This window comes from Enterobacter cloacae complex sp. IR5422, assembly GCF_049238165.1.
GTDB classification, from domain to species: Bacteria; Pseudomonadota; Gammaproteobacteria; order Enterobacterales; family Enterobacteriaceae; genus Enterobacter; species Enterobacter roggenkampii.
The window spans coordinates 1-26,826 of sequence record NZ_JBMKHT010000005.1 but is presented as its reverse complement, the minus strand read 5'-3'; the positions used below and the strand labels follow the sequence as shown (position 1 = coordinate 26,826).

Annotated in this window: 26 protein-coding genes and 1 pseudogene; 9 read left to right on the top strand and 18 right to left on the bottom strand. The window is 53.4% G+C overall.

The window, feature by feature from the left end:
• Nucleotides 1–177: 177 nt before the first annotated feature.
• Nucleotides 178–1,086, top strand: a complete 909-nt coding sequence (gene yvcK, locus ACOTXT_RS03920) for a uridine diphosphate-N-acetylglucosamine-binding protein YvcK (RefSeq protein ID WP_039024400.1) — start codon at nt 178–180, stop codon at nt 1,084–1,086.
• A gap of 89 nt (nt 1,087–1,175) precedes the next feature.
• Here yvcK and uvrB read toward each other — a convergent pair whose 3' ends face one another.
• Complete coding sequence (uvrB, locus tag ACOTXT_RS03915) at nt 1,176–3,191, bottom strand: excinuclease ABC subunit UvrB (RefSeq protein ID WP_008501138.1); 2,016 nt, start codon at nt 3,189–3,191, stop codon at nt 1,176–1,178.
• Between the two features lie 751 nt (nt 3,192–3,942).
• Here uvrB and ACOTXT_RS03910 point away from each other — a divergent pair.
• The gene (locus tag ACOTXT_RS03910; protein ID WP_008501137.1) at nt 3,943–4,665 is read left to right on the top strand and encodes an ABC transporter ATP-binding protein; all 723 of its coding nucleotides are present in this window, start codon (nt 3,943–3,945) and stop codon (nt 4,663–4,665) included.
• Here the strand turns inward: ACOTXT_RS03910 and bioD are convergent.
• Genes bioD through bioB form a run of 4 tightly spaced genes read right to left on the bottom strand, consistent with a single transcriptional unit; the run spans nt 4,628 to nt 8,255 of the window.
• Nucleotides 4,628–5,329: a dethiobiotin synthase gene (gene bioD / locus ACOTXT_RS03905; protein WP_074165755.1), complete on the bottom strand. Its 702-nt coding sequence runs from the start codon at nt 5,327–5,329 to the stop codon at nt 4,628–4,630. The genes ACOTXT_RS03910 and bioD overlap by 38 nt on opposite strands.
• Entirely contained in the window at nt 5,322–6,077 is a 756-nt protein-coding gene (gene bioC / locus ACOTXT_RS03900; protein ID WP_039266002.1) for a malonyl-ACP O-methyltransferase BioC, read from the bottom strand. Before bioC ends, bioD begins: the two co-directional genes overlap by 8 nt.
• Entirely contained in the window at nt 6,061–7,218 is a 1,158-nt protein-coding gene (gene bioF / locus ACOTXT_RS03895) for an 8-amino-7-oxononanoate synthase (RefSeq protein WP_055321532.1), read from the bottom strand. The genes bioC and bioF overlap by 17 nt, the downstream gene beginning before the upstream one ends.
• The gene (gene bioB, locus ACOTXT_RS03890) at nt 7,215–8,255 is read right to left on the bottom strand and encodes a biotin synthase BioB (protein WP_008501133.1); all 1,041 of its coding nucleotides are present in this window, start codon (nt 8,253–8,255) and stop codon (nt 7,215–7,217) included. The genes bioF and bioB overlap by 4 nt, the downstream gene beginning before the upstream one ends.
• A gap of 86 nt (nt 8,256–8,341) precedes the next feature.
• Here bioB and bioA point away from each other — a divergent pair, with 86 nt between their 5' ends.
• Nucleotides 8,342–9,631, top strand: coding sequence for an adenosylmethionine--8-amino-7-oxononanoate transaminase (gene bioA, locus ACOTXT_RS03885; RefSeq protein ID WP_416187338.1), 1,290 nt, complete (start codon nt 8,342–8,344; stop codon nt 9,629–9,631).
• Nucleotides 9,632–9,679: 48 nt separating this feature from the next.
• Nucleotides 9,680–10,156: a kinase inhibitor gene (locus ACOTXT_RS03880; RefSeq protein WP_008501131.1), complete on the top strand. Its 477-nt coding sequence runs from the start codon at nt 9,680–9,682 to the stop codon at nt 10,154–10,156.
• A gap of 84 nt (nt 10,157–10,240) precedes the next feature.
• Here the strand turns inward: ACOTXT_RS03880 and hutH are convergent, their stop codons facing one another.
• From hutH to hutI, 5 genes are all read right to left on the bottom strand, one after another.
• Nucleotides 10,241–11,761 (bottom strand): histidine ammonia-lyase, encoded by a 1,521-nt coding sequence (gene hutH, locus ACOTXT_RS03875; RefSeq protein ID WP_023617880.1) that lies wholly within the window; start codon nt 11,759–11,761, stop codon nt 10,241–10,243.
• Nucleotides 11,758–13,446, bottom strand: a complete 1,689-nt coding sequence (hutU, locus tag ACOTXT_RS03870) for a urocanate hydratase (RefSeq protein ID WP_063929884.1) — start codon at nt 13,444–13,446, stop codon at nt 11,758–11,760. The genes hutH and hutU overlap by 4 nt, the downstream gene beginning before the upstream one ends.
• Before the next feature lie 126 nt (nt 13,447–13,572).
• Complete coding sequence (locus ACOTXT_RS03865) at nt 13,573–14,307, bottom strand: histidine utilization repressor (protein ID WP_045417467.1); 735 nt, start codon at nt 14,305–14,307, stop codon at nt 13,573–13,575.
• Nucleotides 14,308–14,326: 19 nt separating this feature from the next.
• Nucleotides 14,327–15,265: a formimidoylglutamase gene (gene hutG, locus ACOTXT_RS03860; RefSeq protein ID WP_055321529.1), complete on the bottom strand. Its 939-nt coding sequence runs from the start codon at nt 15,263–15,265 to the stop codon at nt 14,327–14,329.
• On the bottom strand, nt 15,262–16,485 hold the full coding sequence (gene hutI / locus ACOTXT_RS03855) for an imidazolonepropionase (protein WP_055321528.1): 1,224 nt from the start codon (nt 16,483–16,485) through the stop codon (nt 15,262–15,264). Before hutI ends, hutG begins: the two co-directional genes overlap by 4 nt.
• A 224-nt stretch (nt 16,486–16,709) precedes the next feature.
• Here hutI and ACOTXT_RS03850 point away from each other — a divergent pair, with 224 nt between their 5' ends.
• Nucleotides 16,710–17,993, top strand: a complete 1,284-nt coding sequence (locus tag ACOTXT_RS03850) for a putative acyl-CoA thioester hydrolase (RefSeq protein ID WP_008501124.1) — start codon at nt 16,710–16,712, stop codon at nt 17,991–17,993.
• Nucleotides 17,994–18,115: 122 nt separating this feature from the next.
• Here ACOTXT_RS03850 and pgl read toward each other — a convergent pair whose 3' ends face one another.
• Complete coding sequence (pgl, locus tag ACOTXT_RS03845; RefSeq protein WP_023292974.1) at nt 18,116–19,111, bottom strand: 6-phosphogluconolactonase; 996 nt, start codon at nt 19,109–19,111, stop codon at nt 18,116–18,118.
• 140 nt (nt 19,112–19,251) lie between these two features.
• On the opposite strand from pgl, the pseudogene ACOTXT_RS03840 reads away from it, so the two are divergent.
• The 3 genes and pseudogenes from ACOTXT_RS03840 to ACOTXT_RS03830 all read left to right on the top strand — a co-directional run.
• Nucleotides 19,252–19,464, top strand: a pseudogene (locus tag ACOTXT_RS03840) (HAD-IIB family hydrolase); the annotation flags it as partial.
• Between the two features lie 162 nt (nt 19,465–19,626).
• The gene (locus tag ACOTXT_RS03835; RefSeq protein WP_032674400.1) at nt 19,627–20,463 is read left to right on the top strand and encodes a pyridoxal phosphatase; all 837 of its coding nucleotides are present in this window, start codon (nt 19,627–19,629) and stop codon (nt 20,461–20,463) included.
• Between the two features lie 22 nt (nt 20,464–20,485).
• Nucleotides 20,486–21,346, top strand: coding sequence for a hypothetical protein (locus tag ACOTXT_RS03830; RefSeq protein ID WP_126787445.1), 861 nt, complete (start codon nt 20,486–20,488; stop codon nt 21,344–21,346).
• Between the two features lie 29 nt (nt 21,347–21,375).
• Here the strand turns inward: ACOTXT_RS03830 and ACOTXT_RS03825 are convergent, their stop codons facing one another.
• From ACOTXT_RS03825 to ACOTXT_RS03805, 5 genes are all read right to left on the bottom strand, one after another.
• A complete protein-coding gene (locus ACOTXT_RS03825) occupies nt 21,376–21,636 on the bottom strand; it encodes a hypothetical protein (protein WP_421625283.1) in 261 nt (86 codons plus the stop codon).
• A gap of 190 nt (nt 21,637–21,826) precedes the next feature.
• On the bottom strand, nt 21,827–22,129 hold the full coding sequence (locus ACOTXT_RS03820; RefSeq protein ID WP_032674394.1) for a hypothetical protein: 303 nt from the start codon (nt 22,127–22,129) through the stop codon (nt 21,827–21,829).
• 3 nt (nt 22,130–22,132) lie between these two features.
• Nucleotides 22,133–22,456 (bottom strand): hypothetical protein, encoded by a 324-nt coding sequence (locus ACOTXT_RS03815; protein ID WP_128302283.1) that lies wholly within the window; start codon nt 22,454–22,456, stop codon nt 22,133–22,135.
• Between the two features lies 1 nt (nt 22,457).
• Nucleotides 22,458–23,066, bottom strand: coding sequence for a hypothetical protein (locus tag ACOTXT_RS03810; protein WP_048619567.1), 609 nt, complete (start codon nt 23,064–23,066; stop codon nt 22,458–22,460).
• A gap of 9 nt (nt 23,067–23,075) precedes the next feature.
• Nucleotides 23,076–23,507: a hypothetical protein gene (locus ACOTXT_RS03805; protein ID WP_032674393.1), complete on the bottom strand. Its 432-nt coding sequence runs from the start codon at nt 23,505–23,507 to the stop codon at nt 23,076–23,078.
• Between the two features lie 39 nt (nt 23,508–23,546).
• Here ACOTXT_RS03805 and ACOTXT_RS03800 point away from each other — a divergent pair, with 39 nt between their 5' ends.
• Nucleotides 23,547–23,993, top strand: a complete 447-nt coding sequence (locus ACOTXT_RS03800) for a glycoside hydrolase family protein (RefSeq protein ID WP_032656300.1) — start codon at nt 23,547–23,549, stop codon at nt 23,991–23,993.
• A gap of 43 nt (nt 23,994–24,036) precedes the next feature.
• Here ACOTXT_RS03800 and ACOTXT_RS03795 read toward each other — a convergent pair whose 3' ends face one another.
• Entirely contained in the window at nt 24,037–24,306 is a 270-nt protein-coding gene (locus ACOTXT_RS03795) for a hypothetical protein (protein ID WP_046852895.1), read from the bottom strand.
• 39 nt (nt 24,307–24,345) lie between these two features.
• Nucleotides 24,346–26,826: phage tail tip fiber protein (locus ACOTXT_RS03790; protein WP_421625282.1), on the bottom strand; the 2,481-nt coding region annotated here is incomplete at its 5' end.

Here is a 26,826-nt window from a genome sequence, read left to right as displayed (position 1 = left end):
CATTATCGCTTTTCGCTATATAATTACGTATATAGCGAATCAATCCTGCATTTTCGCTACAGAATACCTAAAAACTGCACTTTCACATTGATATACGTCATTTTGCTTCGGGTGAGGCATCGTCTTTTAGGGGTAGTTAGGTTACTGTTACGCGATCGAACGTGATAAGGAATACGTATGCGCAATCGCACTTTTGCGGATCTTGACCGAGTGGTCGCTCTTGGCGGAGGCCACGGCCTGGGCCGCGTTATGTCCTCTTTGTCGTCACTCGGCTCAAGGCTGACAGGGATAGTGACCACCACCGATAACGGCGGCTCAACCGGGCGGATCAGACGTGCCGAAGGCGGTATTGCCTGGGGCGATATGCGCAACTGCCTGAACCAGTTAATTACCGAGCCGAGCGTCGCGTCGGCGATGTTTGAGTACCGTTTTGGCGGCAATGGCGAACTTTCCGGACATAACCTCGGAAATCTGATGTTAAAGGCGCTGGATCACCTGAGCGTAAGGCCTCTCGAAGCCATCAATCTGATCCGTAACCTGCTCAAAGTGGACGCATTCCTGATCCCCATGTCTGAACAACCGGTTGACTTGATGGCCATCGACGCCGAAGGGCATGAAGTGTACGGCGAGGTGAATATTGACCAGCTTCTGCTGCCGCCCAAAGAGCTGATGACTTACCCGAGCGTGCCGGCGACGCGTGAAGCCGTAGAAGCAATTGGCGATGCGGATTTAATTCTGATCGGTCCGGGCAGCTTTTACACCAGCCTGATGCCGATCCTGCTGGTGAAAGAGCTGGCGCAGGCGCTGCGCCGCACCCCGGCGCCGATGGTCTACATCGGCAATTTAGGGCGTGAGCTGAGTCCGGCCGCGGCGAGCCTGTCGCTGGCGGACAAGCTCAACCTGATGGAGCAGTACGTCGGTAAGAAAATTATCGACGGTGTCGTGGTTGGGCCAAAAGTGGATGTGACAGGGATTGGCGATCGCGTGGTGGTTCAGGAGCCGCTGGAAGCCAGCGATATTAAATATCGTCACGACCGCCACCTGCTGCGCGAGGCGCTGGAGAAAGCAATTCAGGCGTTGGGTTAACAAAAACCCCGGTGGCGCGGCGCTTACCGGGGTGACAAAAGACGCTAAACCTGTAGGCCCGGTAAGCGCAGCGCCACCGGGCAAAAAACTCACGATGCCGCGATAAACAGATCCCGCAGCTGATGAAGCTGGTCGCGGATCTGCGCCGCCTCTTCGAACTCCAGGTTCTGCGCGTGCTGCATCATCTGCCCTTCCAGCTCGTGGATCTTCTGCTGCAGCGCCTTCGGCGTCAGCACGACGGTATCTTCTTCCACCACTGAACGCGCCTTGCCGCGGCCTTTCGCTTTGGTTTTGGCAATGTTCTGGCCCAGCGCCAGAATATCCACCACCTTCTTGTTCAGCCCCTGCGGGGTAATGCCGTGCTCTTCGTTGTAGCGCTGCTGCTTCTCGCGGCGGCGCTCCGTCTCACCGATCGCTTTCGCCATCGACGGGGTAATTTTGTCACCGTACAGAATCGCTTTCCCGTTGACGTTACGCGCGGCGCGGCCAATGGTCTGGATCAGGGAACGTTCAGAGCGCAGGAAGCCCTCTTTATCCGCGTCCAGAATCGCCACCAGCGAGACTTCCGGCATATCCAGACCTTCCCGCAGCAGGTTAATCCCCACCAGCACGTCAAACTCGCCCAGGCGCAGGTCGCGGATAATCTCCATGCGCTCCACGGTATCGATATCCGAGTGCAGATAACGCACCTTCTCGCCGTGCTCTTCGAGATACTCGGTCAGGTCTTCCGCCATACGCTTGGTGAGCGTGGTCACCAGCACGCGCTCGTTGATGGCGGAACGGGCGCGGATCTCAGAGAGCAGGTCGTCTACCTGCGTCGCCACCGGACGCACCTCGATAATCGGGTCCAGCAGCCCGGTCGGACGCACTACCTGGTCAACCACCTCATCGCCCGATTTTTCCAGCTCGTAGTTGCCCGGCGTGGCAGAGACGTAGATGGTTTGCGGCGCCAGCGCCTCAAACTCTTCAAACTTCATCGGACGGTTATCCAGCGCTGACGGCAGGCGGAATCCGTACTCCACCAGCGTCTCTTTACGCGCCCGGTCGCCGCGGTACATCCCGCCGATCTGCGGGATGGTGACGTGGGATTCGTCGATCACCAGCAAACCGTCGGCCGGAAGGTAATCAAACAGCGTCGGCGGCGGCTCGCCCGGCCCGCGCCCGGAGAGGAAGCGGGAGTAGTTTTCGATGCCGGAGCAGTAGCCCAGCTCGTTCATCATCTCCAGGTCGAACTGAGTACGCTGGCTGAGGCGCTGCTCTTCCAGCAGCTTATTGTTCGCCAGCAGCACTTTGCGGCGCTCGGCCAGCTCCACTTTGATCTCTTCCATCGCCTGCACGATACGCTCGCGCGGCGTCACGTAGTGCGTTTTCGGGTAGATGGTGAAGCGCTGGATCACTGACTCAACGTGTCCGGTCAGCGGGTCGAAGAGCGACAGGCGTTCGACCTCCTCGTCAAATAGCTCAACGCGCAGCGCCATATCGTCCGATTCCGCCGGGAAGATGTCGATCACTTCGCCGCGCACGCGGAACGTACCACGCTGGAAGGCCTGGTCGTTGCGGGTGTACTGCAGCTCCGCCAGACGACGCAAAATCGCGCGCTGGTCGATGATCATCCCCTGCGTCAGGTGCAGCATCATCTTGAGATAGAGATCCGGATCGCCCAGGCCGTAAATCGCCGAAACAGAGGCCACCACAACCACATCGCGACGCTCCAGTAGCGCCTTAGTGGCCGACAGTCGCATCTGCTCAATGTGTTCGTTCACCGACGCATCTTTCTCGATGAAGGTGTCAGAGCTCGGCACATAGGCTTCTGGCTGGTAGTAATCGTAGTAGGAGACGAAATACTCAACGGCGTTTTCCGGGAAGAACTCTTTCATCTCGCCGTAAAGCTGCGCCGCCAGGGTTTTGTTGGGCGCCAGCACCATCGTAGGGCGCTGGAGATCCGCAATCACGTTGGCAATGGTAAAGGTTTTACCCGAGCCGGTAACCCCCAGCAGCGTCTGGTGCGCCAGCCCATCCTCCAGCCCCTCTTCCAGACGACGGATCGCCTCAGGCTGATCGCCAGACGGACGGAAAGCAGAATTCAATTTGAACGGTTTACTCATGGGCGACAACCTGATGACGTTATAAGCGGCAGGTGAATAATTTTACTCCTTGTTGCCAGGAATGCCAGTAAAAAACACTGGATGAAAAACCAGTAGCATGTCAGGATATTTAGCATAGCGCCTGAATGATTAGCGCGATAGCGGCCAAAATTTGGACAGTGGCAACATAAAACACCAGTCAGGTCAGGTTATCCCCAGAACTTTTTCTTTTTTAACATTTGTCAAGCCAGGTAATGATAGTTTTATGGCAACGGGTGACACTTTCATGACGGGAATTGATTTTATCTAACCAATTAAAAAATAAACGATATTTTCTAAAGCCGCGTTTCGCGTCAATTTGGGCGTAAGCCGCGTCTTCTCTCGCTTATCGCGTGTTTTCTAACTCTAATGCACATGGTTATCCACAGGAATAGTGGATAACTGCTTCCAGCCCATACAGACTGGCGCTCTGCAAATTCCCGGATTTTCCCACGAGGCGGCAGCAAAAAATTTTTATAGCTCTTTTTTGCTTATTAACAGTCGCGTCATTCATAACCAACTGACGAGATCTTGCTCACATTTCCATCATTTCTGGCTCTGCACCACAACTCACCACCGTCGGCACCGTCGATGTGCAATCCCCCTTTTTATCCCCCGCGCTTCTGTGACTTATTCCTAAAAAAGACGCTTTTTTAATCACTTTCCGCTTTATGGCAGGGGTTTTGCAGTTTAACAACGAGCCACACCTACACACATTTTTAAGGAGAGAAAGATGTTGAGCCTGCGTGCAGTGAATCAGTTTTACGGAAGTCAACATACGCTATGGAATGTGGATTTAGATTTTCCGCAAGGGATGTGTACAGGCGTCGTTGGCCTGCCGGGGATGGGAAAAACCACCCTCATGAATTGCATCGCCGGGAAAGTGCCCGTCGAAAGCGGCAGCATCATCTGGTATGAGGCGGGCGCGCCGCCGCGCGATTTGCTCAACCCGCCGCCAGAACAGCGTTCCGGGCCGGGGATAGGCTATGTCTCGCAGGACAGGCGGATCTTCTCCCAGCTCACGATTGAGGAGAACCTGCATATCGCCATGCGGGCGACGGGAAAACCGAACCCGGAGGCGAAAAATGACGTTTACGACCTGTTCCCGGCGCTCTATGCCTTGCGACGAACCCGCGCCAACACGCTCTCTCCGGACGACCAGTATCAGCTGGCGCTGGCTAATGCGCTGGTGAACCGCCCTCACCTGCTGATCCTGGATGAACCGCTGCACGGCGCGGGGCACAGCGTTGCCCAGAAGCTGGTGCAGCTGCTGGGGCGCTTAAACCGGGAGTTAGGGATGACGGTGCTGTTAGCGGAGCAGCAGCTGTCGTTTATCCGCCGGGTGGCGGACCGTTTCTGTCTGCTCTATCGCGGGCGTAACGTGGCGCAGGGCCACGTTAACGAACTGGATGACGAGCTTATCGCTCACTGGATGTCGCGGGAAGCAAAACGCTGAGATCGAGATAACGTCCGATTTCGGCATTTTCCGCGCCGTCAGCCAGCCAGGGAATTTCCCCGAGGCACGGCGCGGGAAGGACGCGCCTGAGCGTCGCCAGATACGCCTGATGGCGTTTACCCGGCGCAACCACGTCGTTGGCTATCCAGCCCGCCAGACGCAGCCCTGCCTGCTGTACGGCCTGTGCGGTCAACATGGCGTGATTGATGCAGCCCAGCTTGACGCCGACGACAAGAATGACCGGAAGCTGCTCGGCCTGCACCCAGTCAGCAAACGTCTGCGTGTCTGAAAGCGGCGTAAACCAGCCGCCGGCCCCTTCCACCAGCACCCAGTCGGCCTGATTTTCCAGCGTCCGCAGTCCGGCAGACAGCACGGCAAAATCAATCGGACGGCCTTCATCGGCGCTGATAATGTGCGGCGAGGTCGGTTCGGCAAAGGTGTACGGATTCACTGCAGAATAGGCGAGTTCACGCGTGCTGTTACGCTGGAGCGCCAGCGCGTCGGTGTTGCGTAGCCCTTCCGCCGTCATCTCGCTGCCGGACGCCACGGGCTTATACCCGGCGGTGTTTTTCCCGAGCAGCCGTGCCGCCTGCAGCAATGCCGTGCTGGCAACCGTTTTGCCCACTTCTGTGTCCGTGCCGGTGACAAAATAACGTTCAGTCACGTTCGATAACCCCATGAAAAAGTTGATAGGAGAGCGGGAAATGCCCCCGCTGCTGCGGCCAGGCCAGCTCAAGGCGCTGCAGCTGACCCCGGGTAAGCGGTTTTTTCTCGCGTCCGGTATGCAGGTGCGTGGCGCCGATGCCCTTCAGCGAACGCATGGCGCTGAACGCATCGCTAAAATTGAGCGTGATGGTCTGCACCGTGCTGCGATAGCGCCAGCCTGCCAGCGCCTGCGTCACCTGCTCATGCGATAAAAACCGGTTAGCGTGCGGCTGTTCATCCACCGCTTTCCAGGCCTGATTCAGCTCCGGCAGCGAACTTTCCAGCAGGGTGGTAAAGGCCACCTTCCCGCCCGGCCGCGCCACGCGATAAAGCTCGCGCAGGGCCTGCGGCAGGCTGCTGCACCACTGAACCGCCAGATGGCTCCAGACCAGATCAAACTGCGCGTCCGCCAGCGGGATCGCCTCGATATCGGCCAGCAGATAACGATCTGCCGCCTGCCGCTGGCGTGCCTCTTCCAGCATCCGGGCGGAGAGATCGATAGCCGTCACCTGGCTTCCCGCCCCGCGCCAGTAGCGGCTGTTGCTGCCGGGACCACAGCCGGCGTCCAGCACTTGCGCAAACGAGGTCTCGCCAAGCGCGGCCAGAAGCCCCTGCGCGCTCAGACGCTGCAGCTCATCATGCTGCGAATAGCTCTGCGCGGCGCGGCCAAATGCCGCCGCGATGGCCTGCTTATTCACCGGCATCATGGAGCGCCTCCAGCAACGTCTCAATATCCTGTGCTTCATGCGCCGCCGTCAGGGTTAAGCGCAGCCGCGCCGTGCCCGGTGGAACGGTTGGCGGGCGGATGGCGGTGACCCACATGCCGCGCTGGCGCAGCGCCTGTGCCAGTGCCAGCGCGCGGGCATTTTCACCGACAATCACCGGCTGGATAGCGCTCTGCGAATCGGGACTGTGGAAAGGCAGCGCCGCGAGTCCCTGACGGAAGCGCGCAATATGCTCTGCCAGCCGCTGGCGACGCTCATCTCCTTCTGCGCTGCGTATCACCGCCAGCGACGCCGACAGCGCTACGGCCTGCGCCGGAGGCATGCTGGTGCTGTAAATCAGGTGGCGGGCAAACTGCAGCAGATAGTCGGCGACGGATTCGCTGCACAGCACGGCGGCGCCGCTGACGCCAAAGCCTTTGCCGAAGGTGACAATCAACAGCTCCGGCTTCACGTTTTGCTGGTATGCGCTCCCGCGCCCTTCGTCGCCCATCACGCCAGTGCCGTGGGCATCGTCCACCAGCAGCCAGGCGTTTTGCCGCTTTGCGGCCTCGTGCAGCGCGGCAAGCGGCGCGCTGTCGCCGTCCATGCTGAACACCCCTTCCGTGACCGCCAGCTGTTGTCCGTCGCAGGGTTTATCCAGCAGCGCAGCAAGCTGCCCCGCATCGTTATGGGCAAAACGCCGCAGCTGCGCCGGGCTTAAATTTGCCGCCTCCAGCAGGGAGGCGTGGCTTAAGCGATCGGCGACAATGCGATCGTCCTTGCCCATCAGTGCCGTGATGACCGCCTGGTTGGCGGCAAACCCAGAGATAAACAGCAGCGCGCGCGGGTAGCCCAGCCAGTCGGCAAGCGCCTCTTCCAGCGCCTGATGCGCCGTGGTGTATCCGCTGACGTGTCCCGATCCGCCGCTGCCCACGCCAAACCGCTCCGCGCCCTGCTGCCAGGCGCGGATAATGGCCGGATGCTGGCTCAGCCCAAGATAGTCGTTGCTGGAGAAATTGCAGAACTGCTGGCCTTCACGGGTAAGAAAACGGCCCGCGCCGTTTTCCACCACCCTGCGAACGCGAAATGCCTCTGCCGCCCGACGGTCGTCGAGCGCAGAGTTGATACGTGCCTGCCAGGTCATACGGCTGCCGCGTTGTAGAACTGGTCGGTGTCGGCGTTAAAAATCTGCTGCTCCAGCTGCTGCTGTTGCTCGTTATCGCCCGTCAGCACCTCGGTCTGGTGCGGGTTCAGCCCCAGCTTGCGGAACAGCTGAACGTCTTTGTCCTCTTCCGGGTTCGGCGTGGTCAGCAGCTTGCAGCCGTAGAAGATGGAGTTGGCCCCGGCCATAAAGCACATCGCCTGAGTCTGCTCGTTCATCTGCTCGCGGCCCGCAGAGAGGCGAACGTAAGACGTTGGCATCATGATGCGCGCCACCGCGATGGTGCGGATAAAATCAAACGCATCCACGTCCTCGTTATCCGCCAGCGGCGTGCCCTTGACCTTCACCAGCATGTTGATCGGCACGCTTTCCGGCGGGGTCGGCAGGTTCGCCAGCTGCAGCAGCAGGCCCGCGCGGTCTTTCACCGTTTCGCCTAAGCCCACGATGCCGCCGGAGCAGACCTTGATCCCCGCGTCACGCACTTTATCCAGCGTATCCAGACGCTCCTGGTAGGTACGCGTGGTGATGATGTTGCCGTAAAATTCCGGCGAGGTGTCGAGGTTGTGGTTGTAGTAATCCAGCCCCGCGGCCGAGAGGCGCTGCGCCTGCTCTTCGTTGAGCGTACCGAGGGTCATGCAGGCTTCGAGGCCCATCTCCTTCACGCCCTTCACCATCTGCTCCAGATACGGCATGTCGCGATCGTGCGGGTTCTTCCACGCCGCGCCCATGCAGAAGCGGGTTGATCCAGCGTTTTTCGCCTTGCGCGCGGAGTCAAGGACCTGCTCCACTTCCATCAGGCGCTCTGACTCCAGGCCGGTTTTGTAGCGCGCACTCTGCGGGCAATATTTGCAGTCTTCGGGGCAGGCGCCGGTCTTGATCGACAGCAGCGTGCTGACCTGAACATGGCGGGGATCGAAATGCTGACGATGCACCTGTTGGGCTTCGAACATCAGCTCAAGGAAAGGTTTGTTGAATAATTCAGTAACTTGCGACATCGTCCAGCGTGCGTGGTGAGCCATCGGGCTTCTCCAAAGGGTTTTGTTAATTTTCGGTTCGGTTTATACTCGTAAACCTAAAACTTTTCAAAATGGTTTACAAGTCGATTATGACCCAGGACGATCTCGCCTTCGACAAGCAGCATATCTGGCACCCTTACACCTCCACCACCTGCCCCCTTCCCGTCTATCCGGTGGCCTCCGCCCACGGCTGCGAGCTGCACCTCGCCAGCGGCGAGCGGCTGGTTGACGGGATGTCCTCCTGGTGGGCGGCGATTCACGGGTATAACCACCCGCGCCTGAACGCGGCGATGAAGGCCCAGATTGACCAGATGTCGCACGTGATGTTTGGCGGGATCACCCACCAGCCCGCGGTGGATTTATGCCGCCGTCTGGTGGCGATGACGCCTGACTCGCTGGAGTGCGTGTTCCTGGCGGATTCCGGCTCCGTGGCGGTGGAAGTGGCGATGAAAATGGCGCTGCAGTACTGGCACGCCAAAGGCGAAGCGCGCCAGCGTTTCCTCACCTTCCGCAACGGCTATCACGGGGATACCTTCGGAGCGATGTCGGTGTGCGATCCGGACAACTCCATGCACAGCCTGTGGAAGGGGTATCTGCCGGAAAACCTGTTCGCCCCGGCGCCGCAGAGCCGCTTCGACGGCGAGTGGAACGAGATGGACATGGTCGGCTTCGCCCGACTGATGGCGGCACATCGTCATGAGATTGCAGCCGTCATTCTTGAGCCGATCGTGCAGGGCGCGGGCGGGATGCGGATGTACCACCCGGAATGGCTGAAGCGTATTCGCAGGATGTGCGACCGCGAGGGCATTCTGCTGATTGCCGATGAGATCGCCACCGGCTTTGGCCGCACCGGCAAGCTGTTTGCCTGCGAACATGCGGGTATTGCGCCGGATATTCTGTGCCTCGGTAAAGCGCTGACCGGCGGCACCATGACGCTCTCCGCCACGCTTACGACCCGCCAGGTGGCCGACACCATCAGCGACGGTGAAGCCGGCTGCTTTATGCACGGCCCGACGTTTATGGGTAACCCGCTGGCCTGCGCCGTGGCGAGCGAAAGCCTTGCGATTCTGGAGAGCGGCGAGTGGCAGACGCAGGTTGCGGCGATAGAAGCGCAGCTGAAAGCGGAACTGAGCGCCGCCTCGGGCGCGAATTTCGTGGCGGACGTGCGCGTACTGGGCGCCATTGGGGTGATTGAAACCACCCATCCGGTGAATATGGCGGCGCTGCAGCGCTTCTTCGTGAACCAGGGCGTGTGGGTCCGGCCTTTCGGCAAGCTTATCTATCTGATGCCGCCGTACAGCATCACGCCAGAGCAGCTTCGAAAATTAACCGACGCGGTTGTAACAGCCGTTAACATTCCCGCGCATTTCACGATTTAACCCAATGCATTACACTTGCTGAACGAGCGATCAACGAGGGTAAACCGTATGAAAATCATCAGTAAAGATCTGCGCGACGGTGAAAAGCTGCCGGAACGGCACGTTTTCAACGGCATGGGGTATCAGGGCGATAACATCTCCCCGCACCTGGCGTGGGACGAGGTTCCGGCAGGCACCAAAAGCTTTGTCGTGACCTGCTATGACCCGGATGCGCCAACCGGTTCCGGATGGTGGCACTGGATCGTGGCAAACCTGCCTGCCGACACGCGCGTGCTGCCGCAGGGTTCCGGTTCAGACCTGGTTGCCCTGCCTGAAGGTGCCATTCAGACGCGTACTGACTTTGGTAAAGCGGGCTACGGCGGCGCGGCGCCGCCAAAAGGGGAAACCCACCGCTATATCTTCACGGTGCACGCGCTGGATGTGGAGAAGATTGAGGTCGATGAAGGCGCGAGCGGCGCGATGGTCGGGTTTAACGTGCATTTCCATTCCCTGGGGAGCGCGTCGATAACGGCGATGTATTCGTAAAAAAAGCCGGGTGGCGGCTACGCCTTACCCGGCCTGGATTTCGAACTCGTAGGCCCGGTAAGCGCAGCGCCACCGGGCAAAAAATCACAGCACCGAAGGTAACAGCCCTACCAGCCGCCCCTCTTCCAGAAGCTGCATCGCCTTATCAATATCCGGCGCAAAGAAGCGGTCGTCATCGTAATGCGATACATGCTCGCGCAGCACCTGGCGCGCCTGCTCCAGCAGCGGGCTGGATTTAAGCCCTTCACGCAGATCGATACCCTGACTTGCCGCCAGCCATTCCACCGCCAGCACGCCGCGGGTGTTGGAGGCCATCTCCCACAGACGACGCCCGGCAGCCGGTGCCATCGAAACGTGATCTTCCTGGTTTGCAGACGTTGGCAGGCTGTCCACGCTGTGCGGGTGCGACAGCGCCTTGTTCTCGCTTGCCAGCGCTGCGGCCGTCACCTGAGCAATCATAAAGCCCGAGTTGACCCCGCCGTTACGCACCAGGAACGGTGGCAGCTGGGACATGTGTTTATCCATCATCAGCGCGATGCGGCGCTCGGACAACGCGCCGACTTCGGCAATCGCCAGCGCGATATTATCCGCCGCCATTGCCACCGGCTCGGCGTGGAAATTACCGCCGGAGACCACCTCGTTTTCCTGGGCGAATACCAGCGGGTTATCGGACACCGCGTTGGCCTCCACCAGCAGCACCTCCGCCGCCTGGCGCAGCTGCGTCAGGCACGCGCCCATCACCTGCGGCTGGCAGCGCAGGGAATACGGATCCTGCACCTTTTCGCAGTTATGGTGTGAATCGGCAATTTCGCTGGTGTCGGTAAGCACGTGACGGTACATCGCGGCGGCATCAATCTGCCCGCGCTGACCGCGCACCTCGTGGATGCGGGCATCGAACGGGCGACGCGAGCCCAGCACCGCTTCGGTGGTCAGCGCACCGCACACCACCGCCGAGGCAAACAGATCTTCCGCTTCAAACAGGCCGCGCAGCGCGAAAGCGGTCGATGCCTGGGTACCGTTCAGCAGCGCCAGCCCCTCTTTCGCCGCCAGCGTGATCGGCGTTAAGCCGGCTTTTTTCAGCGCCTCTTTCGCAGGCAGCCACTCGCCCTGCCAGCGCGCTTTGCCTTCGCCCAGCAGCAGCAGCGACATGTGCGCCAGCGGCGCGAGATCGCCGGAGGCACCGACGGAGCCCTTCGCCGGGATCCACGGATAGACCTCCGCATTAACCAGCGCCATCAGCGCCTGAATCACGCTCAGGCGAATGCCGGAGAAACCGCGCGCCAGGCTGTTGATTTTGAGCACCATCATCAGACGGACAATCTCATCGTCAAGCGGCTGACCCACGCCCGCCGCGTGCGACAGCACCAGCGAACGCTGCAGGTTTTCCAGATCGTGCGTCGCGATGCGGGTCTGCGCCAGCAGCCCAAAGCCGGTATTAATCCCGTAAGCCGTGCGCCCTTCGGCAACGATGGCTTCAACGCAGGCCACGCTGTCGTTAATGGCGGCGTGGGCGCTTTCATCAAGCGACAGGGTGACCGGCTGACGCCAGACGTTACGCAGCTGCTTGAGCGTCAGTGAGCCGGGAGTGAGTGTTAACGCGTTCATTCATGCTTTCCTTGTGTGGCAGGGATCATCGGCAGGTTAAGTCCCTGCTCTTTGGCACAGTCAATGGCAATCTCGTAACCCGCATCCGCGTGACGCATCACGCCGGTGGCCGGGTCGTTGTGGAGCACGCGAGCGATACGCGCGGCGGCTTCATCGGTACCGTCGCAGACGATGACCATCCCGGAATGCTGGGAGAAGCCCATTCCCACGCCGCCGCCGTGGTGCAGCGACACCCAGGTCGCGCCGCTGGCGGTGTTGAGCAGGGCGTTCAGCAATGGCCAGTCGGAGACCGCGTCCGAGCCGTCGCGCATGGCTTCGGTTTCGCGGTTCGGGCTGGCGACGGAGCCGGAGTCCAGGTGGTCTCGGCCGATGACGATCGGCGCGGAAACTTCACCGTTGCGCACCATTTCGTTGAAGGCGAGGCCCAGTTTTTGACGCCACTCCAGCCCTACCCAGCAGATACGCGCCGGCAGGCCCTGGAAGTTAATGCGCTCGCGGGCCATGTCCAGCCAGTGGTGAAGATGCTCGTCATCCGCGACGATCTCCTTCACTTTGGCGTCGGTTTTGTAGATATCCTCCGGGTCACCGGACAGGGCAACCCAGCGGAACGGTCCGATGCCGCGGCAGAACAGCGGGCGGATATAGGCCGGGACGAAGCCGGGGAAGTCGAAGGCGTTACTCACGCCCATCTCTTTCGCCATCTGGCGAATGTTGTTGCCGTAGTCAAAGGTCGGAATGCCCATCTGGCTGAAGGCCAGCATCGCGGAGACGTGCTCGGCCATGGAGCGTTTCGCGGCAAGCACCGTACCTTCCGGGTCGGTCTCCGCTTTTTGCTGATATTCTTCCCACGACCAGCCTTTTGGCAGGTAGCCGTGCAGCGGGTCATGGGCGCTGGTCTGGTCGGTGACCAGATCCGGGCGCACGCCGCGGGCGACGAGTTCAGGAAGAATGTCCGCCGCGTTGCCGCACAGGGCAATCGACACCGCTTTGCCTTCGGACGTGTATTTTTTGATGCGCGCCAGCGCGTCATCGAGATTCTCGGCCTGTTCGTCGACGTAACGGGTGCGCAGTCGGAAATCAATGCGGCTCTGCTGGCACTCAATGTTCAGGGAACATGCTCCGGCCAGCGTGGCGGCCAGCGGCTGCGCGCCGCCCATGCCGCCCAGACCGGCGGTCAATACCCAGCGGCCTTTCAGCGAGCCGTTGTAGTGCTGGCGACCGGCTTCCACGAAGGTTTCGTACGTGCCCTGCACGATCCCCTGGCTGCCGATGTAGATCCAGCTCCCGGCGGTCATCTGGCCATACATCGCCAGCCCTTTCGCGTCCAGTTCGTTGAAGTGTTCCCAGGTGGCCCAGTGCGGCACGAGGTTAGAGTTGGCGATCAGCACGCGCGGGGCATTTTTGTGGGTTTTAAACACGCCAACCGGCTTGCCGGACTGCACCAGCAGGGTTTCGTCGTGTTCGAGTTCGGTCAGTGCCTTAACAATGGCGTCATAGCATTCCCAGTTGCGCGCGGCGCGGCCAATGCCGCCGTAGACCACCAGCTCGTGGGGGTTTTCCGCCACCTCAGGATCAAGGTTGTTCATCAACATGCGCAGCGGGGCTTCGGTGAGCCAGCTTTTGGCAGTAAGGGTGGTGCCGCGCGCGGCGCGGACGTCCTGCTGGCGGTATTTACCTGACGACATTGTGTGCTCCTATACGGGACAGATGATGCATTTAGATATACTTGTATAGACAAGCACACACAAGGTCGGATTTAACAAAAAAGATACAATTTTGTTATATTGCGTTAGCGATCACGCTTATAAAACTTATGACATAAAGTGGCCCTGCAGCCGGTAACGGTTCCCCGGGAAAAGCAGACGGGCATGTGACACGATGTGCGACGAGGACCAGGTTCGACGGCGGATCAGCAGGCACGGGTCGTGCTCTTTAATGCGCAGCCGTTCGCACTCCTGCGGCGTGGCGCGCACGGCTTCCACAATGTGCTCCCCTTCCGTCAGCGGTGCGACGAGCGAGAGATAGGCGTGCGGCGTGGTCTGGGTGTAATCCTGGTTCAGATAGTCCGGTATCCGTTCGGCGTTCACGCAGCGATCCTCAATCTGCACCGGAATGTCGTTTTCGAAATGCACCATCACCGAGTGGAAGATCCGGCTGCCTTCTTTAACATTCAGCTCTACCGCCTGCTCGGCGCTGGCTTGAGTCTCTTCGAGCACCAGCACCTCACAGCGGTGCTGATGATTACGCGCGGCAATCTCGTCCGCAATGCTGCGGATTTCAAACAGGGCGGACTGCCCTTTCGGCTCCGCCACAAACGTCCCGACGCCCTGCAGGCGCACCAGAAGCCCTTCGTCGGTCAGCTCGCGCAGCGCCCGGTTGACGGTCATCCGGCTAAAGCCAAACTGCGCCACCAGATCGGCCTCCGAGGGAATGCGGTCGTGCGGCCGCCAGACGCCGGTGGCGATTTTTTCGCTGATCGCCTGCTTCACCTTTTCGTAGAAAGGCGCGGGAGGGCTCGACGGCGGCAGGGGTGAGCGTGAAAACATCGTGACTCCTTGAATAGTGTTATGCCCACCAGTGAGCAATTTGCCAGGCCAGACGGGCGGCAAGCTTTGCGCCCTGCCCGTCCCGATCGAACTGCGGGTTAAACTCTACCAGATCGGCGGCCTGTAGCTTACCGCTACGGCAGATTTGTTCGATAACGGGGAGGAGATCCAGTGCCGGTATGCCTAACGCAGCCGGAGCGGAAACGGCGGGCATTTCGCTGGCGGGCAGGACGTCCAGATCGATTGTCAGGTAGACGCGATCGGCCTGGGCCAGCACCTTTTCCAGCGCGGATAGCGCATCGCGCCTGAAATGGAGATCCTCCACCAGCGTGACGTTCAGGCGCTCGGCCTCATCCCACAGCGCCTGCGTGTTCGCCGCCCGGCTCACGCCAAAGCAGGCGTACTGAAATGACCGCCCGCGCTCAGCGCAGTAGTGCGCCAGCTGGCGAAACGGCGTGCCGGACGTCGCCCGGTCGGCCTTGCGCAGATCGAGATGGGCATCCAGGTTGATAATGACCACCCGCTCGTTCGGAAAGGCGTCCAGCACGCCGCGACCGTGCGCCCACGCGGTTTCGTGTCCGCCGCCAAAGACCAGCGTGCGCATCCCGGACCGCTGGCATGACGTCACGGCATCGCTTAACGCCTGCTGTGCCGCTTCCAGCTCGTCACCTTCAACGTAAACCGACCCCATATCCGCCAGCCGCTCGTGCCCCAGATGGCTTGCCATATTTGCCAGCGCCTTACGCAGCACATCAGGCGCCTGCACGGCGCCGGGCCTGCCCTGATTACGTTTTACCCCTGCATCACATTCAAAGCCTATCAGCGCAATGCCGGATGCCAGCGGCGTGAACGTCCCCTGCTGCCGTATCGTCTGGAAAATGCGCGTTGCGTTGCTGGCCTCGGCGCTGTCGTCGCGCCCCTGCCAGACCGTTTCGGCGACGGGCCGCCATAACCTCATACTGCCTCCCCACGGAAAATACGTTGATACAGCGGATTGCGTCCCGGCTCGTAGACCATCTCTACCGGATCGTGAGCATCCCAGACGATGAAATCAGCGACAAACCCGGCCCGCAGCTGTCCGTGGGTTTCACCGCGGCCCAGCGCCTGCGCGGCATGGCGCGTGACGCCAGCCCAGGCTTCCTCGGGCGTCAGGCCAAACTGGACGCAGGCCATGTTCATCGCCAGGTGCAGGCTGGCAAACGGGCTGGTGCCGGGGTTATAGTCGGTGGCGACCGCCATCGGCACGCCGTGTTTTCTGAGCTGTTCCACCGGCGGACGCTGGCGCTCCTGCAGAAAATAGAACGCGCCCGGCAACAGGACCGCAACCGTGCCGCTTTGCGCCATCGCCTGAACGCCTGCGTCGTCAAGATATTCGATATGATCGGCTGAGCGTCCTTTATACCGGCTGACCAATGCCGCACCGCCCTGATTCGACAGCTGCTCGACGTGCCCTTTCACCGGAATACCGAGCGCGGTCGCCGCCTTGAAGAGGCGCTCGGTTTGCGACGGGGTAAAGCCGACGTTTTCACAGAACACGTCGACAGCTTCAAACAACTCTTTTTGCCACAGCGTGGGCAATATTTGCTCGCAGACCAGCGTGAGGTAGGCATCCGGATCCTGTCGGTATTCCGGCGGAACGGCATGGGCCGCCAGCAGCGTTGGGCTGATATCGATCGGATTATTGAGGCTCAGCTGGCGTGCGACCTGCAGCATTTTCTCTTCGGCCTCGGCGTTGAGGCCGTATCCCGATTTGATTTCAATCGTGGTGACGCCTTCATTTATCAGACGCTGAAGCCGCTGCTGTGCCAGCTTAAGCAGGGTTTCGGGTGAACTGCTGCGCGTCGCCGTCACGGTCGCGTTAATCCCGCCCCCCTGGGCGCTGATGGTTTGATAAGAGACACCGTTCAGACGCTGCTCCCACTCCGCCGCGCGATCGCCGCCAAACACCAGGTGGGTATGGCAATCAATCAGGCCCGGGGTGACCAGACGACCCTGAAGATCGACACAGTGAGTGTGTCCGGCCGGAATGTCAGATTCAGGTATCACGGCCAGGATAGTTTGACCCCGTATAACCAGGGCGTGTTGATCTTTCAGTCCATAGGGCGCACGGACGTCCGGCGCCATCGTAGCCAGTCGCGCATTTCGCCATATCACATCGTCAGGATGAATCTGCTGCATGGGCTTTCCACTTGTCATGGGTTGTATAGACATTTATTTTCATCTGTTGTCTGCTGTCAACCGACTTTGCGGAAAATGTTATTTATTTGTGATCACTTACCCGCCGCTCCAGGGCTAAAAATGCAACTTTTACCCTTTTTATCTTCCCGTTTCGCTCAACTTAGTATAAAAAAGCAGGCTATTTCGTCTATCCCGTAAAGACTTGCATACCCAGGAGCTTCACCTTGAACATTTCCAGGATTTCCCGTCTGGCGTTAGCGCTCGCCTTTGGCGTGACCTTATCCGCATGCAGTTCAACCCCACCGGATCAGCGCCCTTCTGAGCAGGTCGCGCCCGGTACCGCCTCCCGCCCGATTTTGTCCGCTGATGAAGCGAAGAACTTCGACCGTGCGCACTACTTCTCGTCGATGGATCCTAACGCTGCGCCGTGGACCCCGTCTTCGATTAACCTGCCGAAACAGCCTGACTTCGTGGTTGGCCCGGCAGGTGCGCAGGGCGTAACGCATACCTCTATTCAGGCTGCGGTTGATGCTGCCATCACGAAACACAGCGCGTCTCGCCAGTACATCGCGATCCTGCCAGGCGAATATGAAGGCACCGTCTATGTTCCGGCGGCACCGGGCAGCATTACGCTTTACGGTCTGGGCGAAAAAGCAATCGACGTAAAAATTGGCCTGGCGATTGATTCTGAAATCGACAGCAACACCTGGCGTCACCTGGTGAACCCGGCCGGTAAATATATGCCGGGCAAACCGGCGTGGTACATGTTTGATAACTGCCAGAGCAAGCGTTCCGCCACCGTTGGCGTGATGTGCTCAGCGGTATTCTGGTCTCAGAATAACGGTCTGCAGCTGCAGAACCTGACCATCCAGAATACCCTGGGCGACAGCGTTGACGCCGGTAACCACCAGGCGGTCGCGCTGCGCAGCGATGGCGATAAGGTTCAGATTAACAACGTGAACATTCTGGGTCGTCAGAACACCTTCTTCGTGACCAACAGCGGCGTGCAGAACACCCTGCAGAATAACCGTCTGACCCGTACGCTGGTAACCAACAGCTACGTTGAAGGTGACGTGGATCTGGTGTCCGGCCGCGGCGCGGTGGTATTTGATAACACCGATTTCCGCGTGGTGAACTCACGTACCCAGCAGGAAGGTTACGTGTTTGCTCCGGCAACCCCGTCGAACCTCTTCTTCGGCTTCCTGGCCGTGAACAGCCGCTTTAACGCTGCCGGTGACGGCGTGGCGCAGCTGGGACGCTCCCTGGACGTGGACGCAGCGACCAACGGTCAGGTGGTGATCCGCGACAGCGTGATCAACGAAGGCTTCAACATGGCGAAGCCGTGGGCGGATGCGGCGATCTCTAAACGTCCGTTCTCCGGCAATACCGGTGCGGTGGACGATAAAGGGAACGTGCAGCGCAACCTGAACGACGCTAACTTCAACCGTATGTGGGAGTACAACAACCGCGGTCTGGGTAGCAAAGTGGTTGCTGAGCCGAAGCAGTAAGCTGTCCTTTTGCCGGGTGGCGGCTTTGCCTTACCCGGCCTACAGGTTATGTAAGCCCGGTAAACGCACTGCCACCGGGCATAAAAAAACCTCGCATTCGCGAGGTTTTTTGTTTAAGCCGCTTAGTGAGCGTTAACCACCACCCACATCGGCCCCTGGCCTACGGCGTAGCGCCCTTTCTCTTCCAGCAGCCCCTGCTCGCCTTTAATTTCATACAGCGCGATGTGGTGGGATTTCTGCCCCGCCGCAATCAGGTATTTGCCGCTGTGATCGATATTAAAGCCGCGCGGCTGGGTTTCCGTCGGCTGGAAGCCTTCAATCGCCAGCACGCTGCCGTCTTCGGAAACGCTAAACACGGTGATCAGGCTGGAGGTGCGGTCACAGGCGTACAGATGACGGCCATTTGGCGTAATGTGAATATCCGCCGCCCAGCGGGTGTCGGAGAAATCAGACGGCATCATATCCAGCGTCTGCACGCACTCAATCTGACCGTTTGGATCTTTCAGCTCCCATACGTCCACGGAGCTGTTCAGTTCGTTGACCACATAGGCGTACTGCTGGTTCGGATGGAAGACCATATGACGCGGGCCTGCACCTTCTACCGTCGTGACTTCAGCTGGATTCTGCGCCACCAGGTGACCATCGTCGCTCAGGGTGAACAGGCAGATACGATCCTGCTTCAGGGCAGGCACCCACAGCGTGCGGTTATCCGGAGAGATATTCGCCGAGTGGCAGCCTTCCAGCCCTTCCACCACATCCACGGTTTCGACCGGAATGCCATCTTCCAGACGCGTTACGCTGACGCAGCCCGCATTATACGAGCCGCTGAAGACAAAGTTGCCTTTACGATCGGTTGAGATATGGGTTGGACTGCCCGGCAACGGCGCTTCGGCAGTGTACGTCAGCGCGCCGTCGTCCGGAGAGATGCGATAGGCCAGCACGCGAAACTCCGGGCGCACACCCACGTACAAGAAACGTTTATCCGGGCTGATGACCATCGGCTGTACCTGGCCTGGCACATCAACAACCTGAACCAGCGTGAGTGTCCCTTCGGTATTTAAGCGCCAGACGTGGATCTGCTGGCTTTCAGGACTGGCGGTATAAACGGTTTGTTTCATGAATATTCACTCCTCACTGCGCATGAAAGTAATTAACTTTTGACGGTGAATGCTGAATTGTCGACAGGAATTTTGAAGCCTTCGCCTCTCGGTGTACCATCCCATCAAAACGTAAATTCAATATTAACCCGGGAAAACAGATGACCTCGCGTGTGATTGCTCTGGATTTAGACGGTACCTTACTGACGCCGCAAAAAACCCTTCTCCCCTCTTCTCTGGAAGCGCTTAAACGCGCGCAGGAAGCGGGATATCAACTCCTTATCGTAACGGGTCGACATCACGTAGCCATTCACCCTTTTTATCAGGCACTGGCGTTAGATACACCTGCAATTTGTTGTAATGGCACTTATTTGAGTGTGTGACGCTTATTACAACATTTTCACCAATCCAGGGCAATACGCCAGTATCCAACGTTGTTCCAGTGCTCAACAAGACTCTCTTCACCTTGTTTCGTCGTAGCCGCAAAGCGGTGTACTATCGGAAAAACTACATACCAAAATCAGGTGAATCACTACATGGACTATCAGGTAATCGCCCTTGATCTGGACGGCACTTTATTGACGCCAGAAAAAACTATTTTACCAGCCTCATTAACTGCCCTACAGAATGCCCGTAAATCAGGGGCAAAGGTTGTCATAGTTACCGGACGGCACTTTGTAGCCATCCATCCTTTTTATCAGGCATTAGCACTGAATACACCAGCTATATGTTGTAACGGTGCTTTATTGTACGATTACGCCGAAAAAAGAGTTATTGCCTCAGACCCATTACAACCAGAACAAGCTACTCAATTAGTAAACCTACTTGATAGTTACAATGTTCATAGTCTGATGTATGCCGATGATGCCATGTTTTATCAAAATCCAACGGGGCATATTATCCGTACAGAAAATTGGGCTAAATCTCTTCCAGAGTCACAACGTCCAGTATTCAAACAAGTACCCTCTCTGAGTGAAGCCTCTCAAAATGTTGATGCTATATGGAAATTCGCCCTTACTGATTCTGATACTGAAAAACTACATCGCTTTGGTCAGATCGTAGAGCGTGAGCTTGGCCTTGCTTGTGAATGGTCTTGGCACGACCAAGTAGACATAGCACAAGCCGGAAACAGTAAGGGTAAACGCCTGGCACAATGGGTAGAATCGCAAGGCTTATCTATGAGCCAGGTTATGGCCTTTGGTGATAATTTCAACGATCTAAGTATGCTGGAGACTGCTGGCCTGGGTGTTGCTATGGGTAACGCTGTTGATGAAGTGAAAGCGTGTGCTGATTTAGTAATAGGTAACAATACAGAAACTGGAATTGCTGATGTATTAAACCAGTACTTTTCAGTAGAAAAAATTACAGCGTGAAACTGAAACAGGGATGTTCGATATGATAAAATTCACACCTGAAAATGGAATGCGAACTTATATTGATGAACAGTTAGCTCAGTTTGGTTTTCAATATGATGATAGCTTAACAACAATTGAAAATTTAAAAGCTGTTTTCGCCTTACAAAGAAGAATACCAAGCGATAAAAGAAGATTAGTAATCGAACTACCAGGAATTCAAGTACCTGAAGAAACAGAAAAGGCATATGAATCCATCAAGAGGAAACTTACCCTTGGGTTAACAATAAATCCGCATCTTTCCTTGAGTACAACAAAATACATTTACAACGACCTACTATTAAACTCTTGGAATATTCATCACCTACATCTTTCTGAAGAACCCGTTAAAAATGGATTCTTTAAGCGAACAGGTCCTGTTTTATTTTGTATGTTTTTTGAAAACGCCGTCATTTTCATAGACATTATGCCTCATGGAAGAGGATATTCTGATGTTTGGGTAAATGAAAATCTGATAAAAAAAATTCATAAGTATCTTCCTGAATCTATAGAGCACTTTAGAGTGAAAGGTATAACAGGACATAATTTAGATACTAAACAACGCATGGCATTACGAAATGCTCATTGTAACTATGCTATGCAAATGGAAGATGGAACTGTTTATCAACTATTTGGAACTATGACTAATGGTGATAGTTTCCATGACGTACGTAGATTAATGTATATTCAAAGAATGGTAGACTATTACTCTCAGATAGTCCAAACCAATCAGAAAGAAATCAGGCAGTCATTAAATTTAAAAGAAACAGAAAGTTTAGAATTGACGATAGCTTTTCATGATAACGATGTAAAACTTTATGCTAATCAGCAAAACGTCATGATTAATATAAATACTCCCAAATGAAAATGGCCTCGGTTAAGAGGCCTACATAATCACTTCCCTAAATCAAGAAAAGACTTTGGAGGCTTACTGATAATCATTTGTACACCATCTTTCGTAGACTTAAGTGATTTCATTAACTTTCTAGCCGCATCAGGTAGTTTACTATGCTTGACAACCAGATAACCTCCCCTGATTTTTTTAATGACACCATCTCTTTCAAGTTGTTCAAAGTCGATCGCTGCGTACTCTTTTGCTTGTGCCACTATTGTACTTAACATCTCTTCTTTGGATACATCATTTTCATTTTTCATAATAGCCTCGAAGCTCATTTATACTTTTTTAGATTATCAGCATAGTCTATGAGTTATCAAGAGACATACTGAAAAATGGCAATATACATATCAAAAGCATTACCGACTATCAATGTTTTATAATTAGATTGTAATCATTATGCATTTTCTCCACTTAATTTAAAAAAAAGCCCCATAAGGGGCTTTCTAATTAGTTACCACTAAGTAACAAAATGATGATTCTGATAATGTCAGATAGTGGGAATGAGAATAAAACGATACCAAAGTAATCTAAGATAGGTACTAAGATATAGTTATAAACAAGAATACCAGTACACGCATAACCTAAAAATGATCTCCAGCCTTTTCCAGCCTTGATCTCTTCACGGTTTGTTTCCTGTGCTTCACTTGTTTTTTCTGTTTCAAGTTCGTCTTTTGACTTAGCAACTTCGGTTTTGTTCTTACTGATAAGACTTATACCGTTTTTGATAAGGTCAATGATAATACTTAACATATGTTATCCTTGTATTTGGCAAACACAAGAAACTACGCGATGACCTTTAAAGATGTGGTTGTAAGATAATAGTACCTTTACTTCTACTTGTTCTTTCATTAATTCAACCATCAATACATCATCTTCATTTACTTTAGGTGTTGTATGATGATGGAAGCTATATACGACTAAATCACCTTTTGTTTTATCTACTTTCTTTTTTATGAGCTTACTACCAGATAGTGCTTTATCATATGTTAATGTAACACTTACAGGTTGTATTGTCTGAAAAGAAAAATCTGTTAGTACAGAATGATCATAACATGGGAAATTTTCTAAGTTATCCATCTTACTTCCTCCAACGGTAATCAAACGTACCGCGTAATGTTCTTAATTGTTCTATTACTTGCTTCTCGGTTTCATCATAGAAATCAAACAATGGTTTTCTACCAACGGAACCATAATAACCAATCACCCTTTGTTCACGTGCCAGTTTAGGATTACGTTTAGAGGATTTCTTGGTAGTGTCGATTAAGTACGTGTTACCGTTCCTACTCTTCACCTTTTTGTATTTATCACTCTTGGTTCTTGAACGTAGCTGTGTAATGTTACCTTGCTTAGTTAACTTAGCATTCTGGTACGGTATAATCTTACCTTCATTAACACGTTTATATGCTGGATCAAGAATGTACTTTAGATATGATGTTTGATTAGGTAATAGAATGATTTGGTTCACTGTATTGAACTCACTTATCTTTCTAAAGTTAAAGTACATACTCTTTCCAGTAAACGCGACACCACCACCCGCAACATCATTATCAATCTTTCTTTGAATGTGCTGTGTAACAATACGCATACGGCTACTTAATTCTTTCTTAAATTCTTGTCCTATCTTTGGGCTATTCTTGTTTATGAATCGCTTCATATCACTAGGGCTATTGCTGTTTCTCCAAGCCATATCTATTCCTTAATTGAGTATTTCATATAATGATTGAAGGATTCCGCGAATACGTACAGCATCTTTCCCACTTGGTAATCTTGCCTTATGCATTACAGCAAGGTTTAGATTACCCGTTTTTAGTCCTTCGTTTATAATTAATGCTGTTTCTACAAAAAGTGTTTCTTTCATCGAAGGGAAAGCCCACAAAATGGTTCGAGTATAATTCACCCCTTCTTCAATCTTGGAATTAACTATCTTTGAACTTGAACTGTACTCACGCCATCCGTTTTCTATTGAATTATCTTTTAGTTTAGTAATGTCCTTAACTCTCTTGTACATCTGTTTGCTACCTATGTAGCTTGTGTTATCTTCAAATTGGAACAAATACACGAATCCTACATAACTACCGTTTGTTAATTCCTTCTCACTCCAATCTTCGTTGTATTGCCATGCTTCCATATAAATACCTTATAAAAATTATCATAAGGTATTTATTCAATGGATATAAAAACACGACTAATAGATTATGAGGGATCACGAGCATATCAAACACGTATGGGGTACTTTAGAAACAACAAGTATTATCCATATAAGGATAGTGAAGGGTTCTTAACCGTAGGATTCGGGCATAAAGTACTACAAGGTGACAATTTCAATAATGGTATTACTGAAGTAGAAGCACTTCACCTACTTGATAAAGATATTGCTATAGCAGAAAGCCATCTAAGTAAACTAAACCTAATCATTCCAAAAGATTGGCAAGACTTCATGATCATCATGATTTTTCAACTTGGCCTATCTGGAACGATGAAGTTTAAAAAGATGATTGAGGCACTACGTGATGCCAACTACCCCGAAGCAATTAAACAAGCGAAAGATAGTTTATGGTATCGTCAGACACCAAATAGAGTTAATGCGATGATCGCACAATTAACCAACAAATAAGAAAAAGGGATAGTACCATAATTGATACTATCCCTTTTTTTTGTTACTGCTTTGATTGTTCAAGAATAGTAATAATCCTTTCAAGTTTGATATCCAATTCGTGAATTTGAATTTCAAGATTTCGCAAGGTTTCTTTCATCTTGTCTTGTTCGTCGCTTAGACGTGTAATGTTACTATCTTGTACCGCAATGGTAGTTTCAATATCAGATACACGACTTAGTAAGTCAGTAGTATCTTTTGTATTGTCACGGAAAATAGTATATATCAGCACTAAACCACTAATAACCAAAGCAAGAATTGTTCCCATACCCATTTAGTACTTCCCTATTTTATATTTTGGTAATAGTATTTATTACGCATTATATAAAGGCTGATCACCAGCACGATATAAGAATGATGACCAGTTAGCAGGAACATTAAGTGAAGCAATACCACTACGTGAAGTTGTACACATCACATAGATATAATTCCAGTTACCACGACCTACAGGCGGAACATATATAGAATTCAATCTGAAAGATGTAGAACTACCACCGTTACCAGCATCATAATAATAGAGATTAGTTAAACCGATTCCATCACCACCCATACGAATATAGAAGTATTGACGTTCATATGAGGTTAAACCAATTGATAAATCACTATCAAAATAACGTGGAAAATCTTCACCACGTATACGCAATGCTATATAGTGTTGGTTAGCTACTGGATTTAATGCGGCCTGCCCACCTGATACAGTCTTAGAGCCAAAGATAAACGGTACAGGGTTGATACCAGTTGATTGTGGACGGCAAATATCACCAACGATACGTGCGGCACTTAGAGTACCAAGAATGTTACAGTTTTCATTGATAGTAACGTTATTCAGTACACCAGATGTTGCCTGTATATTTCCACGTACAGATACGTTACCAAACCAGGCATTACCATTTTTATTGATAGCCCAACCATTCACACCATCCCAATTACTGGATTGTATCTGCTGGCTAATCTTCGCTGAGTCGATCACGCCGTCCATAATGTGGGCGTTACGGATTGCGGCATTGGCGATTTTCGTATTGTCTATTGCGGCATCCTGAATTTTCGCACGGGAAACGGAAAGGTTATTTATCATAGCCTCATTGATGCTCGCTGATGCTATCACCGCTGAGTTGATATAAGTCTTACCACCCTGAACCACAAACGGATATACCCTGTCTGATAGCTTGGCACTGTCTGTACTGATGATGCTAAAGCGATCCGCCATGACGGTAAACACCGATGTTTTTTCATCTGCTGCTAAGGCAATGCCCGTTACGTTACCGTTGTTTGATACCTGTAGCTGCCAGCGTGAACCAAGTTCATCTACGATCTGTTTCTCAACAATGCCAGTAGCCGTATCACTGTTAAGTAGGCTATCAATAACGTCTTCGTTCAATTTACTGTACGGTACTTTCGTGTTTTGGTTAAAACCGATAGTAGGCGACCATACCAATTCATCCTGTCCGAACACGTCATAGGCTGCCACACGTGCGAACCATGAGCCATCTTCAATACCAAACGATGCTGAATAGCGGTTAGCACTGCTAAAGTACTTAGAACCTGAGCTAAAGCCCTCATCAAGTGCGATTTGAAGAACTACCCCCGCATAATCAGGTACGTTTGATTCTGTCCAGTCAATGAACACGGAATCATAACCACTCTTCAAATTGATACCTAACAACTGTGGATGCTGTGGGTTACTAACTTCAATCTGAACTTCTTCACTATAGATACCAGTACCCCAACCATGAGCGATGATCCCAAACACACGGTAACGGCTTAGGCCATCACTGGTATTCATTGAATATGAGTACGTCCAATTGCTTGTAGTGGTGTAATATGACGTGATGTAATTACGATAACGGTCATATACACGGATTTCATAGTATTTGAAGAAATCGGCAAAGGTTTTACCATTTACGGCTAAGTTAGCCTGATCATCCCAACGGAAAATAAAATCTTGAGCATAAGTCTGGTTTAAACCCACATCATCATTCACCATATCAAGGCTAGTAATCTTCGGCAATGCGAAAATAACTTGTGGTGTTTGATTATAGATAGCTACTAAATCTGATGAATAACCTAATGTGTTATAAGCCTCAATAGCAAAATCGTACTGTACACCATATAGAAGATTTAATATCTCAAAACTCGTAGAGTACTGCCCTACGTTACCAATGTTGATCCACACACTGGAATCACTGCGTTTATAACGAATCTTATAACCACGTACAGTTGTATCCTGACTAAGATCCCATGTTAACAGTACTGTATTACCTGATGCTGTAGCCCCTAAGCGTTGAGCCTGTAGATTCGTTGGCGGTTGTACATATGTTGGGTTAGGTAGATTTGTTAATCCATCCTGTGGGAATTGCCCCGGATCTTTTCCTTGATAGATACCATCATCATACGAAATTGCTGTAATCTGAATAATACCCGCTTTATCAACAGTCATTGGTACAGTACGTTGAATTACGCGATATTTGTTATTACTAAAACCTGCTTCAGAAAAATCAATTGTAAACACATCATATACTTTCAAATCTGTTACATAGGTATTGAAAGTAATCGTGTTCGTAATGTACTTAGATTTAAGCAATTCAATGTTACTAAGAATAGCAAGCTGATCTTTATCCTGTACCCATAGATAGTTTAAATCTTTCTTGATAATATAACCATCTTTAGGGAAGTTGCGATTAAGTGGTCCGCAGCTCCCGATATGACGCCCCAAACCGTCCTTTATCGACGTCCTGTGGCTCAATTTTCCAATTTTCAGCCCAAAATCGTCTCTTCGTGGCTGATTTTGGCCCTG

What these genes read in the sequence shown, in the direction of transcription:
- hutI (WP_055321528.1), bottom strand. Translation starts at nt 16,485, where the DNA reads ATGCAGCAGATTCATCCTGACGATGTGATATGGCGAAATGCGCGACTG.
- uvrB (WP_008501138.1), bottom strand. Translation starts at nt 3,191, where the DNA reads ATGAGTAAACCGTTCAAATTGAATTCTGCTTTCCGTCCGTCTGGCGAT.
- ACOTXT_RS03910 (WP_008501137.1), top strand. Translation starts at nt 3,943, where the DNA reads ATGTTGAGCCTGCGTGCAGTGAATCAGTTTTACGGAAGTCAACATACG.
- ACOTXT_RS03865 (WP_045417467.1), bottom strand. Translation starts at nt 14,307, where the DNA reads ATGTTTTCACGCTCACCCCTGCCGCCGTCGAGCCCTCCCGCGCCTTTC.
- yvcK (WP_039024400.1), top strand. Translation starts at nt 178, where the DNA reads ATGCGCAATCGCACTTTTGCGGATCTTGACCGAGTGGTCGCTCTTGGC.
- ACOTXT_RS03825 (WP_421625283.1), bottom strand. Translation starts at nt 21,636, where the DNA reads ATGAAAAATGAAAATGATGTATCCAAAGAAGAGATGTTAAGTACAATA.
- hutH (WP_023617880.1), bottom strand. Translation starts at nt 11,761, where the DNA reads ATGAACGCGTTAACACTCACTCCCGGCTCACTGACGCTCAAGCAGCTG.
- ACOTXT_RS03800 (WP_032656300.1), top strand. Translation starts at nt 23,547, where the DNA reads ATGGATATAAAAACACGACTAATAGATTATGAGGGATCACGAGCATAT.
- bioC (WP_039266002.1), bottom strand. Translation starts at nt 6,077, where the DNA reads ATGATGCCGGTGAATAAGCAGGCCATCGCGGCGGCATTTGGCCGCGCC.
- pgl (WP_023292974.1), bottom strand. Translation starts at nt 19,111, where the DNA reads ATGAAACAAACCGTTTATACCGCCAGTCCTGAAAGCCAGCAGATCCAC.
- ACOTXT_RS03795 (WP_046852895.1), bottom strand. Translation starts at nt 24,306, where the DNA reads ATGGGTATGGGAACAATTCTTGCTTTGGTTATTAGTGGTTTAGTGCTG.
- hutU (WP_063929884.1), bottom strand. Translation starts at nt 13,446, where the DNA reads ATGTCGTCAGGTAAATACCGCCAGCAGGACGTCCGCGCCGCGCGCGGC.
- hutG (WP_055321529.1), bottom strand. Translation starts at nt 15,265, where the DNA reads ATGAGGTTATGGCGGCCCGTCGCCGAAACGGTCTGGCAGGGGCGCGAC.
- ACOTXT_RS03820 (WP_032674394.1), bottom strand. Translation starts at nt 22,129, where the DNA reads ATGTTAAGTATTATCATTGACCTTATCAAAAACGGTATAAGTCTTATC.
- ACOTXT_RS03835 (WP_032674400.1), top strand. Translation starts at nt 19,627, where the DNA reads ATGGACTATCAGGTAATCGCCCTTGATCTGGACGGCACTTTATTGACG.
- ACOTXT_RS03830 (WP_126787445.1), top strand. Translation starts at nt 20,486, where the DNA reads ATGATAAAATTCACACCTGAAAATGGAATGCGAACTTATATTGATGAA.
- ACOTXT_RS03815 (WP_128302283.1), bottom strand. Translation starts at nt 22,456, where the DNA reads ATGGATAACTTAGAAAATTTCCCATGTTATGATCATTCTGTACTAACA.
- bioF (WP_055321532.1), bottom strand. Translation starts at nt 7,218, where the DNA reads ATGACCTGGCAGGCACGTATCAACTCTGCGCTCGACGACCGTCGGGCG.
- ACOTXT_RS03810 (WP_048619567.1), bottom strand. Translation starts at nt 23,066, where the DNA reads ATGGCTTGGAGAAACAGCAATAGCCCTAGTGATATGAAGCGATTCATA.
- ACOTXT_RS03880 (WP_008501131.1), top strand. Translation starts at nt 9,680, where the DNA reads ATGAAAATCATCAGTAAAGATCTGCGCGACGGTGAAAAGCTGCCGGAA.
- ACOTXT_RS03805 (WP_032674393.1), bottom strand. Translation starts at nt 23,507, where the DNA reads ATGGAAGCATGGCAATACAACGAAGATTGGAGTGAGAAGGAATTAACA.
- bioA (WP_416187338.1), top strand. Translation starts at nt 8,342, where the DNA reads ATGACCCAGGACGATCTCGCCTTCGACAAGCAGCATATCTGGCACCCT.
- bioB (WP_008501133.1), bottom strand. Translation starts at nt 8,255, where the DNA reads ATGGCTCACCACGCACGCTGGACGATGTCGCAAGTTACTGAATTATTC.